General features: G+C 70.6%; 16 protein-coding genes and 1 pseudogene. 4 read left to right on the forward strand and 13 right to left on the reverse strand.

The window, feature by feature from the left end; translation table 11 throughout:
* Positions 1 to 30: 30 nt before the first annotated feature.
* The 3 genes and pseudogenes from CP981_RS37815 to tgmC all read left to right on the forward strand — a co-directional run bounded on the left by CP981_RS37815 (position 31) and on the right by tgmC (position 1,429).
* The gene (locus CP981_RS37815; protein ID WP_167536123.1) at positions 31 to 207 is read left to right on the forward strand and encodes a hypothetical protein; all 177 of its coding nucleotides are present in this window, start codon (positions 31 to 33) and stop codon (positions 205 to 207) included.
* Positions 208 to 315, forward strand: a pseudogene (locus CP981_RS38750) (ATP-grasp ribosomal peptide maturase); the annotation flags it as partial.
* Entirely contained in the window at positions 308 to 1,429 is a 1,122-nt protein-coding gene (gene tgmC, locus CP981_RS21720) for an ATP-grasp peptide maturase system methyltransferase (RefSeq protein ID WP_085923278.1), read from the forward strand. The pseudogene CP981_RS38750 and the gene tgmC, both read left to right, overlap by 8 nt.
* A gap of 59 nt (positions 1,430 to 1,488) precedes the next feature.
* Here the strand turns inward: tgmC and CP981_RS21725 are convergent, their stop codons facing one another.
* The 13 genes from CP981_RS21725 to CP981_RS21785 all read right to left on the reverse strand — a co-directional run bounded on the left by CP981_RS21725 (position 1,489) and on the right by CP981_RS21785 (position 18,299).
* Positions 1,489 to 2,247 (reverse strand): ABC transporter permease, encoded by a 759-nt coding sequence (locus tag CP981_RS21725; protein ID WP_085923279.1) that lies wholly within the window; start codon positions 2,245 to 2,247, stop codon positions 1,489 to 1,491.
* Complete coding sequence (locus CP981_RS21730; RefSeq protein ID WP_085923280.1) at positions 2,244 to 3,212, reverse strand: ATP-binding cassette domain-containing protein; 969 nt, start codon at positions 3,210 to 3,212, stop codon at positions 2,244 to 2,246. Before CP981_RS21730 ends, CP981_RS21725 begins: the two co-directional genes overlap by 4 nt.
* A gap of 39 nt (positions 3,213 to 3,251) precedes the next feature.
* Entirely contained in the window at positions 3,252 to 4,235 is a 984-nt protein-coding gene (locus CP981_RS21735; RefSeq protein ID WP_085923281.1) for a clavaminate synthase family protein, read from the reverse strand.
* Positions 4,235 to 4,471 (reverse strand): MbtH family protein, encoded by a 237-nt coding sequence (locus CP981_RS21740; RefSeq protein ID WP_085923282.1) that lies wholly within the window; start codon positions 4,469 to 4,471, stop codon positions 4,235 to 4,237. The genes CP981_RS21735 and CP981_RS21740 overlap by 1 nt, the downstream gene beginning before the upstream one ends.
* The gene (gene sbnA / locus CP981_RS21745) at positions 4,468 to 5,463 is read right to left on the reverse strand and encodes a 2,3-diaminopropionate biosynthesis protein SbnA (protein WP_085923283.1); all 996 of its coding nucleotides are present in this window, start codon (positions 5,461 to 5,463) and stop codon (positions 4,468 to 4,470) included. The genes CP981_RS21740 and sbnA overlap by 4 nt, the downstream gene beginning before the upstream one ends.
* Before the next feature lie 14 nt (positions 5,464 to 5,477).
* Entirely contained in the window at positions 5,478 to 6,515 is a 1,038-nt protein-coding gene (gene sbnB / locus CP981_RS21750) for a 2,3-diaminopropionate biosynthesis protein SbnB (protein WP_085923284.1), read from the reverse strand.
* A 60-nt stretch (positions 6,516 to 6,575) separates the two neighbouring features.
* Positions 6,576 to 7,571 (reverse strand): TauD/TfdA family dioxygenase, encoded by a 996-nt coding sequence (locus CP981_RS21755; protein ID WP_208852967.1) that lies wholly within the window; start codon positions 7,569 to 7,571, stop codon positions 6,576 to 6,578.
* Positions 7,555 to 9,786 carry a non-ribosomal peptide synthetase gene (locus CP981_RS21760; RefSeq protein WP_085923363.1) on the reverse strand — a complete coding sequence of 744 codons (2,232 nt, stop codon included), beginning with the start codon at positions 9,784 to 9,786 and terminating at the stop codon, positions 7,555 to 7,557. Before CP981_RS21760 ends, CP981_RS21755 begins: the two co-directional genes overlap by 17 nt.
* Positions 9,787 to 10,251: 465 nt before the next feature.
* Positions 10,252 to 11,655, reverse strand: coding sequence for a cation:proton antiporter (locus tag CP981_RS21765; protein WP_085923285.1), 1,404 nt, complete (start codon positions 11,653 to 11,655; stop codon positions 10,252 to 10,254).
* Positions 11,649 to 12,227 carry a flavin reductase family protein gene (locus CP981_RS21770; protein ID WP_085923286.1) on the reverse strand — a complete coding sequence of 193 codons (579 nt, stop codon included), beginning with the start codon at positions 12,225 to 12,227 and terminating at the stop codon, positions 11,649 to 11,651. Before CP981_RS21770 ends, CP981_RS21765 begins: the two co-directional genes overlap by 7 nt.
* Positions 12,228 to 12,372: 145 nt before the next feature.
* Positions 12,373 to 13,917 (reverse strand): tryptophan halogenase family protein, encoded by a 1,545-nt coding sequence (locus CP981_RS21775; RefSeq protein ID WP_167536124.1) that lies wholly within the window; start codon positions 13,915 to 13,917, stop codon positions 12,373 to 12,375.
* Between the two features lie 117 nt (positions 13,918 to 14,034).
* Positions 14,035 to 15,213 carry a cytochrome P450 gene (locus CP981_RS21780; RefSeq protein WP_085923288.1) on the reverse strand — a complete coding sequence of 393 codons (1,179 nt, stop codon included), beginning with the start codon at positions 15,211 to 15,213 and terminating at the stop codon, positions 14,035 to 14,037.
* 116 nt (positions 15,214 to 15,329) lie between these two features.
* Positions 15,330 to 18,299, reverse strand: coding sequence for an AfsR/SARP family transcriptional regulator (locus CP981_RS21785; protein WP_280116719.1), 2,970 nt, complete (start codon positions 18,297 to 18,299; stop codon positions 15,330 to 15,332).
* Between the two features lie 538 nt (positions 18,300 to 18,837).
* On the opposite strand from CP981_RS21785, the gene CP981_RS37820 reads away from it, so the two are divergent.
* Positions 18,838 to 18,990, forward strand: a complete 153-nt coding sequence (locus tag CP981_RS37820; protein WP_158092625.1) for a hypothetical protein — start codon at positions 18,838 to 18,840, stop codon at positions 18,988 to 18,990.
* Positions 18,991 to 19,068 lie beyond the last annotated feature (78 nt).

Consider the following 19,068-nt stretch of genomic DNA (forward strand, 5'->3'; position numbering starts at 1 on the left):
ACCATGACTTGCGAAAAAGGAGGCCGGCAGATGAGTGCCTTGGCTGTCGAGACCCATGAGACGCGCACGCCCGACGCCGAAGGCTGGCGCGGGGTCCCGTTCCGGCACCCCGCGGACATGGAGGCGGACGGCGGCAGGCACGACGGCGGGCCCATGCCCCCGGAGGCCCCGCGCGAGCCGCAGCCGCAGGGCGGGGACGGCGAGTAGGAGTGCAACCCCCACGGCCAATGGGCGTGGCTCGAAGACGCGGCCGGACTGCCGATCACACACGCCATCGCAGACCTGTTGGAGAACGGAGCGAGCCGGCATGACTGACCCCCTGCCCTCGGAACACCTACGCGCCGACCTCGCGCGGCACCTGACCGAGGTCGGCGCACTGCGCAGCCCCGAATGGGAAGCGGCTGTGTTGTCCGTGCCCCGCGAGGCGTTCCTCTCGCGCGGCTGGTTCGAGTACGAAGAGGGCGGCTGGTACCGGCCCGCGGCCGGGCACTCCCCGGAAGGACTCGCGCGGATCTACGAAGACGACTCCCTCGTGACACAGGTCGCCGGGGGCGTCTTCCCCGACCAGGTCGAGGGGCGCATCATCGCAGCCCCCTCGTCGTCGTCCACCCTGCCAAGTCTGGTCGTGCGGATGCTCGAAGACCTGCGGGCGACCGTAGGGACCCGCGTCCTTGAGATCGGCACGGGCACGGGCTACTCAACCGCGCTGCTCTGCCATGTCGTCGGCGAGGACACCGTGACCACGGTCGAGGTTGACGCCGAGGTGTCCGCCCGTGCCGGAATGGCCCTCGCGGGCGCCGGATACCGGCCTACCTGCGTGGTCGGTGACGGCCTGGCGGGCTACAAGGAGGGCGGCCCGTATGACCGCGTGATCGCCACGTGCAGCGTGCACACCGTGCCGGCCGACTGGCTCGCGCAGACCCGGCCCGGCGGTGAGGTCCTGGTCACGGTCGGCGGGTGGATGCACGCATACGAACTCGTACGGCTCACGGTCGCTCGCGATGGCACGGCCAGCGGCCCGGTTCTCGGCGGACAGGTCTCGTTCATGCTGGCTCGTCCGCACCTTCCGCCCCCGCTCGGGATGCTGCCGAACATCAGCGAGGGCGACGCGATGCCCGCAGAGCTGGGCGCCGACGTGCTCGATGACTGGACGGCCCGATTCGTCGCGCAGTTCGCCGCCCCACGCGCGCAGCGGCTCACGCTGGAACGGGACGGCCGGACGGAACACGTCGTGATCGACGTGGACGCCGGTTCATGGGCGGTCGTCTTCCAAGACAGCGCGCGATGGATGGTGCGGCAGGGCGGCGCGGTGCGCCTGTGGGACCAGATCACCGAACACGTCATGCGCTGGCAGGCGGACGGGCGCCCGTCCGCCAACCGTATGCGGCTGCACGTCGGCCCCGACGGGCAACGCCTCACCTGGGCGTAGCCACGAGAGCGGAAGGCGCGTCGCCGGTCAGCCGCCGGCGACGCCCCTTCCGCCCCCGCTCACGTCCGGGCCCGGTACTTCCACACCGACAGCGGCAGGAACACCGCGATCAGCCCGGCGATCCACAGCAGGGCGCCCTGGGCGGAGGCCGCGACCGGGCCGCCGATCATCAGGTTGCGGGAGGCGTCGACGACCAGGGTCATCGGGTTGTGCTCGACGAAGACCCGCAGCCAGCCGGGCATGGTGTCGGGTGCGACGAACACCGAACTGCCGAACTGGAGCGGCAGCATGGCGATGGTGCTCACGCTCTGCACCGTGTCGATGCTCCGGGCGGCCAGGCCGATGAAGGCGTTCACCCAGCACAGCGCGATGCCGTACAGCAGAAGGAGACCGAAGGCGGCGAGGGTGGGCAGCAGGCCGTTGTCCGCGCGGAAGCCGATGAGCAGGGCGAACGCGAACACCGCCAGCTGGCTGATCAGCAGCCGTACCGAGTCCGCCGAGACCCGGCCGATGAGCACGGCGGAGCGGGCGACGGGCATCGACCGGTAGCGGTCCATCACCCCGGAGGAGAAATCGGTGTTGAGCGCGATACCGGCGGTGCGGGAGACGATGGTGTGGTTCAGGGCCATGATTCCCGGCATCAGATACTGCCGGTAGTCCGCGCTGTTCCCGGCGATCGCGCCGCCGAAGGCGTAGATGAAGATGACGGACAGCACCACCGGCATCAGCGCGGTGTCCAGCACCTGCCCCGGACTGGCCAGCGACTTGCGCAGATTGCGGCGCGAGAGCGCCAGCGAGTGACGTACCAGTGAACTCATGCCGCGCTCCTAGCGGCGACGGGTTCCCTGGCCGCGGGTCCGGTGAGCTTGAGGAAGACCTCGTCAAGGCTCGGGATGTGGGTGTCCAGCGAGGCGAGTGGAATATCCGCCTCGCCGAGGGTGCGCACCACGGCGGTGAGCTGGCTCCCGCCGCCGGTCAGGGGCAGATGGAGCCGCCCCTCGTCCGCCATGACGGTGGCCTCGGTGTGGCCCGCGGTCAGCAGGGCCTGGTAGATCCGCGCCAGGTCGCCGGGCTCCTCGGGCTGGATGCGGAGCATCTGGCCGCCCAGGCGGGCCCGCAGTTCGGCGGTGGAGCCGGAGGCGATGACCCGGCCGCTGTCGATCACCACCAGGGCGTCGGCGAGCGCCTCCGCCTCCTCCATGTACTGGGTGGTGAGCAGCACGGTGGTGCCCTGTCCGGCGAGCCGGTTCACCTCCGCCCAGAGGCTGTTGCGGCTGTGCGGATCGAGGCCCGTGGTCGGTTCGTCGAGGACCAGCACGCGGGGGTCGCCGGTGAGGCTGGCCGCCAGGTCGAGCCGCCGGCGCATCCCGCCCGAGTAGCCGCCGACGGGCCGCTTGCCGGCCTCGGTCAGGCTGAACCGCTCCAGCATCTCGTCGGCGCGGGCCCGGGCCTTGCGCCCGCGCAGATTGAACAGCCGGGCGATCAGATAGAGGTTCTCCCAGCCGGAGATGTCCTCGTCCACCGAGGCGTACTGGCCGGTGAGTCCGATCAGCGGGCGCACCCGGGCGGCCTCGCGCACGACATCGTGCCCGTGCACCAGGATGCGTCCGCTGTCCGGCCGGATGAGCGTTGCGACCATGCGCACCAGCGTGGTCTTGCCGGCGCCGTTGGGGCCCAGCAGCCCGAGCACCCGGCCGGCCGGAACCTCCAGGCTGACCCCCCGGATCGCGGCCGTACTGCCGAAGTTCTTCGCCAGATTCTCGATCCGGATGGCAGGGGTCATGGGCTCGGGGTCCTTTCGGGAAGTGCGGTACGGAGGCTGTCAGTCAAGGACGTAACCGTCTCCGGACCGGGACCCGCGGGAGCGGCGCAGATCGGTGAGGACGAAGGTGCGCTGGAGCCAGCGGTCCCGGCCGTCGTAGCGCGGCTGGAAGGCGCTGCGCCCATGGGTGGTGACCCGGTTGTCGACGATCGCCAGATCGCCCGGGGCCAGCACCGTGCTCTGCCCGGTCCGCTCGAAGGCGTCCCCGAGCTCGTCCATCGCCCGGCGGGCCCGGTCGGTGACCGGCTCGGTGGCCGCGAAGTCGATCCGCAGATCCGGGTCCTCGGGCGCCCCGAAGATCACCGGGTGCGGTGCGGTGCCGCCGTCGGAGCCGCCGAAGGACGGCGGGGGAGCGGTGACGAACTCCGGTGCGGCCAGCGCCGCCCGGGTCTCCTCGCTCAGCAGCGGCATCGCCGCGCGGATGCCGGCGGTGCGCAGCGCGGCGACCTTCTCGTGGTCGGCGCGCAGGCACAGCAGCATCACGAAGTCGGGGCGGTGCGGATGGAAGGCGTTCTCGTTGTGGAAGGTCAGCAGGACCGAGCCCGCGTTCCCCTGGAACTCCTCCTTGCCCGGCACCGGCACCACGTCCTGCACCAGCGCGCCGGTCTTCTCCGGCCGGAAGGCGGCCGGGTCACCGAGACCGCAGGCCACCATCGTCAGCATCGCGGCGGACACCGAGCCCGCCCGCTGTACGGACCCGGCGCCGGACGGGGTGTCCGGCAGCGCCGCCTCGTCCACCGGCAGACCGCGCAGCAGCAGCACCCCGCTGCGCCCGGAGTCACGGCGGAACGCGTGCAGTGGCCGGCGCAGCCCGAGCGGCAGCTCCGACCAGCCGGTGCGGGCGGCATCGACCCAGCCGGCGCTGTCCACCAGGGCGGCACCGGAGGCCAGCACCCCGCGGGCGGCCTGCTCCGCCGCCGCGGATTCGTCCGGAGTCAGCGACGCGACCCGCGCCGCCGCCCCGGTATCGAGGGTCACCGTCATCAGGAGGCCGCCTTCGATGCTTCGGCGGAGCCCTCCATCGCACGGACCAGACTCAGCGGACGCATATCGGTCCACTGCGCGGCGATGTACTCCAGGGCCTCGGCGCGGCCGGTCTCCGGCAGGGCGGCCTTCCAGCCGTCCGGGACCTCGGCGAACGCCGGCCAGAGGGAGTACTGGCCCTCGTCGTTGACCAGCGCAAGGTAGCGGCCCTCGGCGTCCTCGAACGGGTTGGTCATCGTATTGCCTCTCTCGTCTCATGGCTGGGGTGCGCGGGCCCGAGCGTGTCCTCGCCGTAGACGCCCTGCACCCAGTTGGTGTGGTAAACGGTGTCGAGATAGCGCTCGCCCATATCGGGCGAGATGGCGACCGAGGAGAGCCCCGCCGGCCGGCCGCGCTCCGCCAGCCACCGGTCGGCGCCGCTGACGACCGTCCCGGTGGAGCCGCCGAACAGAAAGCCGCGCCCGGCCAGCCGGTGGCACATGCGCACGGTGTCCGGCTCCGGGACGAGCACCACATCGTCGATGAAGTCCTCGTCCAGCAGCGCCGGACGGACCCCGGAGCCCAGGCCCGGGATCATCCGGGGGGACGGCGGATGGCCGAAGGCGACCGAGCCGACACTGTCGACGGCCACGATGCGGACCCCGGGCCGGTGCTCCTTGAACCAGCGGGCACAGCCCATCAGCGTCCCGGTGGTCCCCGCCCCGACGAAGAGCACGTCCAGGCCGGGGTAGCTGCGGTGGATGCCGGGGGCCGTGTACCGGTAATGCGCCCGCCAATTGGCGGGGTTGACGTACTGGTTGAGCCAGACGTACCGCGCGTCCTCCTCGCACAGCTTGCGTACGTAGGCGATCCGCGCCCCGAGGAAGCCCCCCTCGGCAGCGGGCTCCGCGAGGGTGTGGACCGTGGCGCCGAGCGCCTCCATCAGCCGCTTGGAGGCCAGATTGCACCGGGAGTCGGTGACGCAGACGAAGCGGTAGCCCTTGCTGGCCGCGATGACGCTCAGCGCGACGCCCAGATTGCCGGACGAGGATTCCACCAGGACGGAACCGGGGGACAGCCGCCCGGCCTCCTCCGCGGCCTCGACCATTTCCAGCGCGGCCTTCTGCTTCACCGATCCGGTGAAGTTGAAGCCCTCGCACTTGAGGTGGAGTGGGATACCGAGTACGGCGTCGAGATCGACGTACAGGTCTTCCTCGTTGAACTCCTGCGGAGCCGAGATAGTCGGCACGGGTGCCTCCCGCCCTAGCCGTAACGGCGCATCTCGTGAAAGAAATCGTCGACGATCTGCAACTCGCCGGATTCCTTCACGGATTCGTAGACATGCCTGCCGAGTGCCAGATCCAGCACCCCCAGGCCGAACGGGGAGAAGATCACCGGCCGGTCGGCCGGCGGCTGCGCCTTCCCCGTGAGGACGTCGTACAGCGTGCCGTCGAGGAAGTCCCGGTGGCCCACCCGCTGTTCGGCCAGGTGCACCGAGGTGTCCGCCTTCAGGCAGTGCTCCACGTCGTCCACGAAGTTGGCCGCGCCGAGCACCACCTCGGGCGACAGATCGCGCAGCGAGACATGCAGCACCAGCGGGTTGTGCGCGAACCACCCGGGCTCGGCCACATGCGGGGTGCCGGCGACGGTGGCGAAGACCACCAGGTCGCAGGAGCGGATCAGCTCCTCGGCGGAGCCGTGCACGGTGACCGTGCCGGACTCGCCGGACTGGCGGAGGTAGTCGGCGAAACCGCCCGCGTGCGCCGCCGACAGATCGTGCACCCCGATCTCGTCGAACTCCCAGCCGGTGCGCGCCAGATAGGTGTGGATGTAGCGGGCGATCAGCCCGACACCGAAGAACCCGATCCGGGCCGGCCGGGTGCCGCGCGCGGCGGAGATCCGGTCGGCGGCCAGCGCCGCGGACGCCGCGGTGCGCGCCGCGCTGATGATGGAGCTCTCCAGGCACGCCAGCGGGTAGCCGGTGTCGTGGTCGTTGAGGATCAGCACCGCCGAGGCGCGCGGGATGCCGGCCCCGACGTTCTCCGGGAAGCTGGAGATCCACTTCAGGCCGTCGGTGGGCCGCTCGCCGCCGATCGAGGCGGGCAGCGCGATGATCCGGGAGGACGGGCGGTCGGGGAAGCGGAGGAAGTACGACGGCGGGTTCACCGTCTCGCCTCCGCCGTGCAGCCGGTAGGCCGTCTCGATCAGGTCGACGACGCCCTGGTGGTGCGCGTCGAGGACCCGGTGCACCTGGGCTCCGGAGATGACGGAGAACGAAGGCGCAGCGTGCTGCTGGGGCATGTGAAGCTCCGTGGAACCGTAGAGGAGAGGAGGGAGGGCCGGCCGGACCGGCCCGGCCTGTCAGGTGGCGGACGGCAGGACGTGTCCGTCGAGGCGCACCGGATCGCCGAAGAGCGCCACGATCTCGCGGTCGCCCTCGTACGCCTCGCGGCTGTGCGCCATCCGCAGGTTGTCGACCACGAGCAGGTCGCCGGCCTGCCACGGCTCCCGTACGGTCGCCGCCGTGTACACCTCGTTGATGGTCTCGACGACCTGCGCCGGGACCGGCTCGCCGTCGCCGTGGAAGGTGGTGAACGGCAAGGAGTCCGGCCCGTACAGGGACACCAGGTACTCGCGCACCGCCGGGTCCATGGTCAGCTCGTTGAGGAAGGCGATCTGGTTGAACCAGAGCCGCTCGCCGGTGGCGGGGTGGTGCACCACCGCCGCGCGGTGCTGCACGGTGCGCAGCGAGCCGTCCGGCAGCCACTCGTGGTCCAGGGCGTGCGCCCGGCAGTACGCGTCGACCTGCGCGGCGTCCTCGGTGCCGAAGGACGCGGACCAGCTGACGCCGATGTCACGGTAGTTGCGGGCCAGCCGCCAGCCCTCGCGGGCGAAGCGCTCCACCAGGTCGGCGGGCAGCGCCGCCAGCACCGTCCGGGCGTCGGCCACCGCGGTCGCGCCGCCGGAGCGGGGCGCCGTCAGGCAGCCGAACAGCGCGATGCCGGGCACCTCGTCGCCGTAACTCCGCTCGTGGTGCATGCACATCGGCTCATCGGCCGGCCACTCCGAGGCGCCGTACACGCCGTCGCCGAAGTCGGTCCGGCCGGTGAAGCCCTCCCGCTCGGTCATCGGGGTCACCCCGAGCGCCTGCGCGGCGCGGCCCAGGTCGGCGGGGGCCGCCAGACCCAGGCCCCGGACGAGCAGGGCGCCGTGCCGGGCGAGCAGACCGTGGACGGTCTCCGCGGGGAGGTCCGGGCCGGTCAACCGGAGGACCGGGGTCCGGCCCTCGCCGAGGAGCAACTCGGCGCCGTCGCCGAGGGTTTCGGGGACGGCCGGGCCGTCATACGTGGCTGTCAACTGGCTGCCTTCCTGGATTCGGAGCCTCGGCGGCCCGGCGGTCGAGCAACGCCGCACAGTCCGCGAGAACCGGGTGCTGCTGGAGTTCGGCGGGCGTCACCACGCGGTCCAGCGCGATCGCCAGCCGCAGCATGGACAGCGACGTCCCGCCGCTGTCGAAGAAATGGGAGTCCCGGCCGATCCGGCCGGCCGGCACCTTCAGGACCTGGGACCACAGCCCGGCGAGCCGCCGTTCGGTGCCGGTGCGCAGCTCCACGCCACCGTCCGCGGCCTCCTCCTGCCCGGCGAGCCGGGTCAGCGCCTTGCGGTCGATCTTGCCGTTGGCGGTGAGCGGCAGTACGTCGAGCCGGCGGAACCGGCTGGGGATCATGTAGCCGGGCAGTGCCGCACCGAGCGCCGCCACGAGCCGCTCGTCGGACAGCTGTGCACCGCTGTGGAAGGCCACCAGCTGCCGGCTCTCGCCCTCTCCCGTGACGACCACGGCGCTGTCGCGCACCCCGTCGACCCGGAGCAGCTGGTTCTCCACCTCGCCGATCTCGATCCGGAAGCCGCGGATCTTGACCTGGGCGTCCCGGCGGCCGAGGAACTCCAGCCGGCCGTCCGGCAGCCAGCGGCCGAAGTCGCCGGAGCGGTACATCCGTTCACCGGGCAGCAGCGGATCGGGCATGAAGGCGGCCCGGGTGCGCTCCTCGTCGTTGACGTACCCCCGGCCGACGCAGACGCCGGAGAACAGGATCTCGCCCGGGGAGCCGAGCGGCACCGGACGCAGCCGTTCGTCGACGATATGGATCCGCACATTGGCGACCGGCCGGCCCAGTGGCACCGCGGCCTGGTCGGGCACCCCGCGCATCACCTCGTGGTTGGTGTCGTCGGACGTCTCGGTCAGGCCGTACGCGTTGACCAGCGCGACCTCGGGGAACGTGGCGAACCAGCGCTCCACCAGCTCCTTCTTCAGCGCCTCGCCGGTCGCCGAGACATGGCGCAGCCGCGGCAGCGCGCGGGGGCTGCGCTCCAGCTCCGTCAGCACCACTTCGAGATAGGAGGGCACGGCCTGGAGGACCTCGACACCGCCGGTGGCGAGCGTCTCGATGAAGCGTGCCGTGTCCAGGATGTCCGGCTGCCCGATGATCAGGGTGCGCCCGCCGACGGCCAGCGCGGCCACCAGCTGCCACAGGGAGATGTCGAAGCACTGCGGCGCGGTCTGGGCGACCACCCGGCCCTCGGTGATCTCCAAGTCGTCGATCTTGGCGAGCAGATGGTTGAGGAAGCCCGCGTGCTCGCACACGGCGCCCTTGGGCGCCCCGGTCGAGCCCGAGGTGAAGTAGATGTACGCGCTCTGCCCGGCGGCCACCGGCACACCGGGGTCGGTGACCGGATGGTCCCCGGCGAGCAGCTCCGCCAGATGCTCCGCGCGCACGCCCGGCAGCCCGGCCAGCGCCTCGGTCAGGCCCGGGGACACGTCCCGCTCGGTCAGCACCCGGCGGCAGTCGGCGCGCACCAGCATGCCGCTGATCCGGTCGGCCGGGAAGTGCGGCTCCACCGGCAGATAGACGCCGCCGGCCTTGAACACGGCCAGCACGGCGACCAGCCACGGCAGCGTGCGTTCGGTGACCACCGCGACGACGTCCTCGTCGCGCAGTCCGCCGTGGCGCAGCGCGTGGGCGACGCGGTTGGCGCGCTCGTTGAGCTCCCGGTAGCTCCAGGACTCGGTGCCGTGGACGGCGGCGATGTCGTCAGGGCGCAACCGCACCTGGTCCTCGAACAGTTCATGCACTCGGCGGTCGGGCAGCTCCCGCTGCGGGCCCGCGAACTCGGCCAGCTGCCGGTCGATCTCCTGCTCCGGCACCGGGCTCCACTCCTGGTGGTCCGCCTCGGGCCGCTCGGCCAGCTCACGCAGCGCGGTGAGCAGATAGCCCGCGAACCGGCCGGCCTGCTCGCCGTCCAGTGCGCCGGGGCGATGGCTCAGCACCAGGTCCAGCCGGTCCCCGGTCCGGGAGAGGCCGGCGGCGAGCACGGTGCCGGCGGTCAGGTCCTCGGGGCCGGCCGCCCGGCCGTCGACCAGGACGGTGTCGAACAGCGGCTCCGTGCGGCCCGTCTCGGTGCGCAGCTCGTCGAGAACCTGCGGGGAATGCCGCTGCACCTCCGCCGCCGACTGCGCGACCTCGGTGGCGAGTTCCGCCCACGAGCCGCCGGAAAGCGCGGCCCAGAGCGGCAACGGGCCTTTCTCCGGGGCATTCTGCGGGCTATTCTGCGCGTCTTTTCCGGGCAGATATCCGGTCACCACGGAGGAATCGCCCGTGACCGCCGCCAGCACCCGTACAAAGGCGGCCAGCAGCAGGGTGTCGGGGGAAAGTCCCTGCCGTTCCGACCGGAGAAGCAGGGCTTCCGCGGTGCCGGCGGGTATCGCGGTGCGGCACACGGCAGCGGAATCCGCCGTATTCCCCGGCCACCGGGGCAGGGGGGTGTATCCGCCGCCGAGAACTCTTTGCCAGAATGCGCGGTCCGCAGCCGTCACCGCAACCTCCCTTGTGGCCATGCCGGTTGTCATGGCTCGGTACTGTCCATGAGCGAACAAGACGCTAGGTCGGCGGCTTATTGGCCAGATATCGTGCCGCCGACCGCGGGCGATATTCCGAAGGGCGCGGGCCGGGAAAGGCGGCCCGCCGCGAAAGCGCCCGCGTCAGGCGTCCGCCCGGACCGGCGCACCCTGGAGAGCGGGCACGGCCGGGCCATCGGCTTCCCCGGCCGGGCCGTCGGTCTCCCCGGGCGGTGGCTCCAGCGGCTTCGTGCCCAGCAGCTTGAGCAACGGGCCGGTCATCGCGGTGGTGCCGACCGCCATGAGGACCAGCACCGTCAGGCCCGTCGTGCTGATCAGATGGCGCTGCCAGCCGATGCCGGCGACCACCAGCTCGGTGACGCCACGGCAGTTCATCAGCGCACCGAAGCGCAGCGCCTCCTTCGGCCGGTAGCCCATCATCCGGGCCGCGCCCCCGGCACCCACGAGCTTCGTCAGGGTCGCCACGACGATGACGCCGGCGAGAACCAGCCAGTGCCACGGGTCCCGCCCCAGGGCCCCGACCGAGACATTGAGCCCCACACCGGCGAAGAACAGCGGCAGCAGCACGGTCAGCGTGAAGCCCTGCAACTGCTGGTTCATCCGCTCGGTGACCTTGGAGTCACGCGGGATCGCCGTACCGAACAGGAACGCCCCGATGACCGCGTGCAGCCCCAGCAGATGAGTCAGTACGGCATAGCTGATGGCGCCGACCAGCAGCAGCGGCAGCAGCGTCCCCGTGCCGGGCCGTTCCTCAGCCCGGCGCACCGCGGTCGCCAGCAGCGGACGCACGACCAGCGCGGTGAACACCACCAGGGCCACCACCAGCGCGATGGTGCTGCCCATGTCGGAGGCGTCGCCGGACCCGGTCGCCGCGAGGATCACGGTCAGCGCGAGCCAGGCGATACCGTCGCCCACCGCCGCACTGGCCAGCGCGAACTGGCCGATGGGGGTGCGGTCCAGCCGCAGGTCGGTGAGGATCCTGGCGAGCACCGGCAGGGCGGTCACCGACAGGGCCAGCCCGAAGAAGCAGAGGTAGCCGACGGCGTGCGGGGACGAGCCCTGCAACATCCCGGGGGCCGCCGCGGCGAGCCCGAGCCCGGCCACGAACGGCAGGCCCATCGCGCCGAGCACGCTCACCCCGAGCGTCCCGACGGCCTTCCTGGGGCTCTCCATGCGCAACTCGCAGCCGAGCAGGAACATGAAGACGATCAGCCCGAGCTGCGCCACCGTGTTGAGGGCGGAGACGACCTCGGGGGACAGCAGCCAGGCCTGCCCGGACGGCCACACCCAGCCCAGCAGCGACGGGCCGAGCAGCAGACCGCCGAGGATCTCCCCGATCACCAGCGGCTGGCCGAGCCGGCCCAGCAGCGCGCCCAGCAGATGGCTGAGCAGAATGATCACCATGACGGCGACCAGGAACCTGGCCGTCGTGTCGACCTCGGCCGACGACCCACCGGAGCCCAGCCGGCCCCACCACAGCCCTAAGGCGCCGAGCAGCAGGACCACGCCTGCGACGACCTTCAGCATGAGGTCACCGGGGTGCCGACGGCGAGCGGCGCGGCGGGGACCTCGCCGCCGGGCCAGGAGGCGAAGCGCCGCGCCCCGTACAGCAGTGGCGTCCCGGCCTGCTGGGTGACACCGGTGACCGCGCCCACCACCAGGGTGTGGTCGCTGACCTCGACCAGTTTCATCACCCGGCACTCGGCGACGGCGAAGGCGTCGTCGGCCAGCCACGGCAGCCCGGCGTCCGGCGAGCGCCGCCAGCCGACCTGGGCGAAGCGGTCCGCGACCCGGTGCGCGAAGACCTCACCGGCCCGCTCCCCCCGGTCGTGCAGCAGGTTCACCGCGAAGGCGCCGTAGGCGCGCAGCGCGCCCAGGGTCTCGCCCCGGGTGGTCAGCCAGACCGAGAGGGTCGGCGGCGCGGTGGTCACGCTCGACAGGGAACTGCACGTCAGTCCGCGGGGCCGGTCGTCGGCCCCGTAGGTGGTGATCACCGCGACGCCGGTGGGGAAGGCGCCCATCAGCGAACGGAAGCCGTCGGCCGGCACCGGGCGGGTGGCCGTGTCCGGTGCGGACGGGGGTGGGGGAAGGCTAGCCATGGTGAGGTCGTCCTCCGGTTGGGCGCCGGTTCGTCCCGGGGCCGGCCCCGGACTCCCGGCCGCACGGGCGGGGTAAAGCGCCGACGCCCGTACCCGCCGGGGGGATGGGGGTAGGGGCGTCGGCAGCGGAAGTGAGCCCGGTGGCTCAGCTGTTGAGCGAGGCGATGTACTCGTAGCAGCTGGGCAGGGCGGCGACCAGCTCGTCCGCGTCCGCCCGGAGCCGCGCGAGCTCGGCGCGCGCGTTGGTCGGGTCGATGTGCGCGAGGGAGGGGCGGGGCCGCTCCGGCTCATGGCCGAGGCCCAGCATCATCGTGATCCAGGAGTACTGCTCGAAGCCGTGGTACGGCTGGTAGATGGTGCGCTCGTCGAGCAGGTGCGAGGTGCCGATGGCGAGGCGCTCGGCGAGCCCGTCGGGCAGGGCACGGGTCTTGGCCTCCTTCCAGTACGGGGTGTCCTCGCGCTGCGCCGCCTTGTAGTGCAGGACCAGGAACTCCTTGACGCCGTCCAGGACCTCGGCGACCCGGTGGTTGTAGTCGTCGGCCAGGGCCGGGTCCCAGCGCTCGTCCGGGAAGTTCTTCACCAGCTGCTCGATGCCGTGCTGGATGAAGAAGATGCCGGTGGACTCCAGCGGCTCGACGAAGGCGCTGGACAGGCCGATGGCCACACAGTTGTTGACCCACGAGCGGCGGTTGCGCCCGATGCGCATCCGGATGTGGTTGGCCTCCAGGTCGTCCCGGCCGGGGGCGACGTGGTTCCGCAGGGTGCGCTCCGCCTCCTCCGGGGAGCAGAACTCGTCGGAGTACACATAGCCGTTGCCGTTCCGCCCGAACAGCGGGATGTTCCAGATCCAGCCGGCGTCCATCGCGGTCGCCGTGGTGTACGGGTTCATCCCGGTGGTGGCCTGGTCGTCCTGCGGGACGCGCAGCGCGACGGCGCGGTTGTTCGGCAGCACGTCCTGGAAGGACTCGAACGGCTCCTCCAGGGTCTCGTTGATCAGCATGCCCTTGAAGCCGGTGCAGTCGATGAACAGGTCACCGGTGAGGTCACCGTGCTCACGGGTGGCGACATGGCTGATCCAGCCGCGCTCGTCGCGGCCCACGTGGGTCACGTCGTCGACGACATGACGGACGCCGCGGTCGGTGCCGTACTTGGTCAGGAACTTCGCCAGCAGGGCCGCGTCGAAGTGGTACGCGTACGGGAACTGGGACCGCTGCTCCTCCAGCGTCGAGCGGCCCAGCGAGCCGTCGAGACCGCCCGCGAACAGGGAGCCGTCCATCAGCCGCGGCGAGCGCTTGGCCTCGCACAGCGCCGGCGTGATGAAGCAGGAACGGTCGAACGGCTCGCTGCGGTCGCCCTCCTGAAGCCACCAGTCGGCCAGGGTGTACCCGTCGGAGGTCCGCAGCCGCTCGAAGGGGTGGTAGAAGTGCTGCCCCGGCTCCCGCCAGTTCTCGAACCGGATGCCCAGCTTGTACGAACCGGAGCACTCCGGCATCCATTCGCGCTCGTCCAGGCCGAGATAGTCGAAGAAATGCCGGACCGTGCTGAAGGTCGCTTCACCGACGCCGATGGTCGCGACGCGATCGGATTCCACCAGAGTGACGTTGATGCGGTCACCGTAGGCCGCCTTGAGGTAGGAGGCGCTCATCCATCCGGCAGTGCCGCCGCCGACAATGACCACTGAATTAATCACGCTGTGACTCCTGTTGTTCGTGAACGGGCCTGAGAAGTGCGGGTGGGCTGATTCACGCACAGAAGTTAGACAGGTGCATTTTTACTTCGTTATCGGGAAACAGGCGATCTATATTGGTCAACGCCGGGCCGTCATCGGCAGATTCTTCGCGCCATACATTCCACGGGCGTGATAGGCGACATCCCGGCCGTGGTCGACGCGCAGTTCACGGAAGGTGTCCAGCAGGGCATTGAGCGCCACTTCCGCCTCCAGCCGGGCCAGCGGCGCCCCCACACAGAAGTGTCCGCCGCGCCCGAAGGCGACATGCCGGTTGGGCGTCCGCCGGATATCGAAGCGGTGCGCGTCCGGGAACTGGTCCTCGTCATGGTTCGCCGAAATCACCCAGGGCGTCACCATCCGGTCGGCCGGGATGAGCTGGCCGCCCACCTCGACATCGGTCACGGTGACCCGGCTGACCGTGGTGAAAGGCGAGCGGAACCGCAGCACTTCCTCAATCGCGGAGGGGATCAGTGAGCGGTCGGCGCGGAGTTCCGCATAGGCGTCGGGATGGCTGTCGAGACACTGCATGGCATTGCCGATCAGCAGTGTCGTCGTGAGGTGCCCGGTCAGAAAGAGGATTCCGGTGAATTTCACGACTTCGTCGTCGGTGAGCCGTTCCCCGTCGATCTCGGCGGTGGCCAGCCGGCTGATCAGGTCGTCCTTCGGGTCCGTCCGGCGCTGCCGGCAATGACCCAGCAGATACTCGTCCATCTCGCGGGTCGCGGCCTGGAACGTGGCGACGAAGTCCTCCGGCGCGATCGGCTGGTCGCCGAGCGCGATGAACCGGTCCGCCCACACCCGGAACAGATCACGGTCCGAGGCGGGCACCCCCAGCAGCTCACTGATGACGATCACCGGCAGCGGATACGTCAGCACGTCCACCAGGTCGAACCGCTCCGCGTCGACGGCGGCCAGCAGCTCGTTCGTCACCGCCGCGATGCGGGGTTCGAGCCCGGCCACCGTCTTCGGGGTGAAGGCCTGGTTGACCAGCCGGCGCAGCTTGCCGTGGTCCGGCGGGTCCATCGAGTTGATGTTGCCCTCGGTCAGCGGCTTCAGATGGGGCATGACCCGGCTGGAGTCGTTGGAGAACGTCTTGGGGTCGGAGATGACCTGCTGCACGTCCTCGTAGCGGAAGACGTGGTACGGCCCGTCCCCCTCCTGCCACACGGGATGCTCGGACCGCATCCTGCCGAGCCAGTCGAACAACGCGTTGCTGCCGTCGGCATCCGGGACGGCGATCTCGTCGCGCACAGTCATCAGAACCTCAATCGGTGGTGCCGGCTCGAACGGCAGCGGACGCTACGCCGCACCGTTTTCCGCGCGTTATCGGCCCGCCACACCCACCGCCGCCCCCGCGACCGCCGCCCCCGCGGTCACCGCCCCGGCAGCGTCCGCCCTCCGCAGGTCTCCGCCGACAGCCGGCTGATGTCCGCGCTCGCCTGCAACTCCCCCCACACCGAGCCGATCTCGTGGAAGGTGTTGCGCGCGATCAGCAGATGCTGGCTCGCCCGGGTGAGCTGGTTCAGCTGCTGGCTGCACGCGCCGAGCGCCAGATGGACCTTGGCGAGCAGGAAGAGGTCGTCGACCCGTTCCGCGATCTCCAGGGCGTCCGCCAGGATGCTCTCGGCCTCGACGTACTGGCCCCAGGCCACCAGGGTCTCCCCGAGCCCCATCAGCGCGTATGCCTCACCGCGGGTGTCGCCCTTGCTGCGCACGATCCGCAGCACCCCGTCGTACGACTGCTTGGCGGCCTCGAAGCGGCGCTGCTTCACATAGGCGGCGGCCAGCCGGTTGAGCGCCTGGGCCGCGCCCCGGGTCTCGCCCAGCGCGGTGGCGATCCGCACGGCCTCCAGCGAGAGCCGTACCGCCGCGTCCGGGTTCCCCCACTCCAGCTCGATCTGGGACATCTGGTTGAGGGTGTGCGCCTCGGCGGACGCGTCGCCCACCACCCGGAAGGTGTTGCGTGCCTCGTCCAGCCGGCTCATCGCCGACCGCAGACCGCCCTGCACCCGGTCGGTGATCGCCATATTGCGCAAGGTCAGCGCGCGCCCGTGCACCTCCCGCACGCTGTCGAAGAGCTGGAAGGCCCGGTTGAAGAGCGGCATGGCGGCGTCGAAGCGCTGCTGGAACATCTCCACGGAGGCGAGTTCGTAGCACATCGCCGCCTCACCGCGGACGTTCCCCGCGTTCCGGTTCGCCTCCAGCGCCTTCTCGCTGACGGCTCGCCAGTCGTCGTAGTAGTTGCGGGTCTCGAAGAGCACCACGCTGGACATCGCCAGGTCCCAGGCGAGCTCCTCCATCCGCAGCGTGCAGGACTGGAGGATCGAGGCCACCAGCGACGGGCGCTCGGCCTCGAACCAGTCGAGCGGCGACCTGAGGAGCCGGGCGACGAGCGGGGCATCGAGGTGCCGGCGCGGCGTCGACCCGTGGATGATCGCGAAATCGCCGCCGTACTCCCGGATATGGCCCTGCTCCGCCAGCGTCAGATAGGTACGGAAGACCCGGTGCAGCGCGGCGCGGCGCTTGTCCTCGGACTCGTCGGACTCGGCCCGTTCCCGGGCGTACAGCCGCAGCAGATCGTGGAAGCGGTAGCGCATGGTGCCGGTGGCGTCGCTGCCGACCGGGGTGAGCAGATGGGCGTCCACCAGCCGCTCGATCATGTCCTCGGCCTCGGCCGGCGAGACATCGAGGAGCGCGCCGCCCACCCACGCCGGGAAGTCCGGTACGTCCAGCAGCCCCAGCAGGCGGTACATCCGCGCCGTCTGCTCGGTCAGCCCGCGGTAGCTGAGGGCGAAGCTGGCGCGCACCTCCAGGCCGCCGGTGCTGAGTTCATCGAGCCGGCGGTGCTCGTCGCGGAGCCGGTCCACCAGGTGCTGTACGGACCAGTGCTGCTTGGCGACCAGACGGGCGGCCGCGATCCGCAGGGCGAGCGGAAGCCCGTCACACAGCCGGCAGAGCTCGTTGACCGCGGCCTTCTCCGCGGTGGCCCGGTCCTCACCGGCGATTTTGGTGATCAGGGTCTGGGACTCGTACGAGGTCATCAGCCCCAGATCGACCCGGACCGTGCCGGAATCCGCGGCGAGCTGTTCCCGGCTGGCCGCGAGGACACAGCTGCGGCCGCTGCCCGGAAGCAGCGGTGTGATCTGGTGCATCGCGCGAACGTTGTCCAGCACGAGGAGCGATTTCCGGTCGGCGAGCACACTGCGGTAGAGCGAGGCGAGCTCGGCGGTGTCGGAGGGTATCTGGTCCCCGGGCACACCGAGCGCCCGGAGGAAACGCCCCTGAAGGGCGGCCGCGACGAAGGCCGGCTCCCGGCCGTCGTACTGCGCCAGATCGGCGTACAGCTGACCGTCCGGGAATTCCGCGGCGACCTTATGGGCCCAGTGCACGATGAGGCCGGTCTTGCCGACTCCGGCCACTCCGGTGATCAGGCCGATACGGGGGGATTTCTCCCCGAGCAGCCGGTCGAGCCGGTCGAGTTCCGCCGCCCGGCCCTGGAAAAGATCCACGTCCGGCGGCAGCTGCGCGGGCACCACCATGGGCTTGACTTGCACCGGAAGCGTCAGACCCGGGTCGTCCTGAAGAATGGACGCGTGCAATTCCTTTATCGCCACGCTCGGTTCGAGGCCCAGTTCCTCGACGAAGTTGCGCCGCCACATGCGGAAACCCTCGGTGGCCTCGGCCCGGAGACCGGCGCGGTACTGGGCGAGCATGAGGTTGTACCGGAGCTGTTCGTGCAGTGGGGAGCTGTTCGCGATCGTGGTCAGCTCGGAAATGATGTCCTGGTGGTGGCCGAGCGCGAGTTCGACCTCTGACCAGGCCTCATAGGCCGCGTAGCGCCGCTCGTCGAGCCGGGTCGCCTCGTCCTCGACCGGCCGCCCCGTCACCCCCGCGAGCGCCGGCCCCTTCCACAGGTCGAGCGCCTGCCGGTACAGGGCCCGGCCCTGTTCGTGACGGCCCTGCTTGACCTGCGCGGCGGCCTCGGCGACGAGGGAGGTGAACTGCAGGGCGTCGAGTTCGCTCCCGGCGGTCTCCAGGCGATATCCGGGATGGGTCGTCAGAATGACATCGCTGTCGACGCCCGCCTGTTTGAAGGACTTGCGCAGCGCCCCGATGCAAATTGCCACCTGCGTCCTGGCCGTGGCCGGAGGTTCATCGCCCCACACCGCGTCGACCAGGCTGTCGACCGATACGACCCGACCCCAGGCGAGGATCAGCATGGTGAGAATGGTGCGCTGTCGTGGACCGTGGACCCCTACGATCCGGCCACTGTCGGTGATGACCAATAGCGGTCGGAGTACGGAGTATTTGACGGCGCGAGGTATGGAACGGTCTTCTGGCATGGCTGTGTTACCCCCCGTGTAGCACGACCGCTAGGCCCGTGATCCAGCCACTATAGGGATCGTAACGCGATCACTGAGCGTGGCTCCTGCCGAGGGCCTGAGCAGAGGTCTACTCCACCACTTTTGCGGGCTTTCGCGCCGTGATTTTTGTTGCCGAACGGGGCATCGCAGCGGCGGGGCGATGGCCGGGAACCGCCGTTGCGGAGCACCCCCGATGAGGGGAGGGTGTCCTGCGGGCGCCGGACGGGGTGACCGGCCGAGTGTGGTAGAGGGTCATACCTCTCTATCGGACAATCAAAATCGGTTGACAAAAGGGGCATCGGGCAGCTCGATATCCGAATCCGGCCTCGTTGCACCGGAGTTCACCGCAGCGACACCCGCACGCAGCCCCGGCCTGTCGGACTGAAGGCCCCCGGCTTCCGCCCGCTGACCCGGAAAAAGCCGGCCAATAACGAAGTGAAGCCGTCTCCGGATAAATTCATGCCTCATGGCATCGACGGTCGACCACCGTCCGTGCACGTTTTCACTAGGGGGAATCATGACTGCGATACTTGGCGCCACTACCCAGCGTGTCATTCTCGTGCTGGCACCGGCCCTTATCGCCTGCGCCGCCTTAGAGTTCCCCGATACCGTCCACGCCTCGCACCAGGCCGTCTCCGCGCACCCCCTGGGCAACCAGGACTGGGTCTGACAGCAGGGCCGGGGGGAGCCCGGGGCCCGCTCGCCGGGCCCGTCCGCGTCCCGGCCGGGGCGGCCCCGGCCCGCATCG

Source organism: Streptomyces platensis (genome assembly GCF_008704855.1).
Classification (GTDB): Bacteria; Actinomycetota; Actinomycetes; order Streptomycetales; family Streptomycetaceae; genus Streptomyces; species Streptomyces platensis.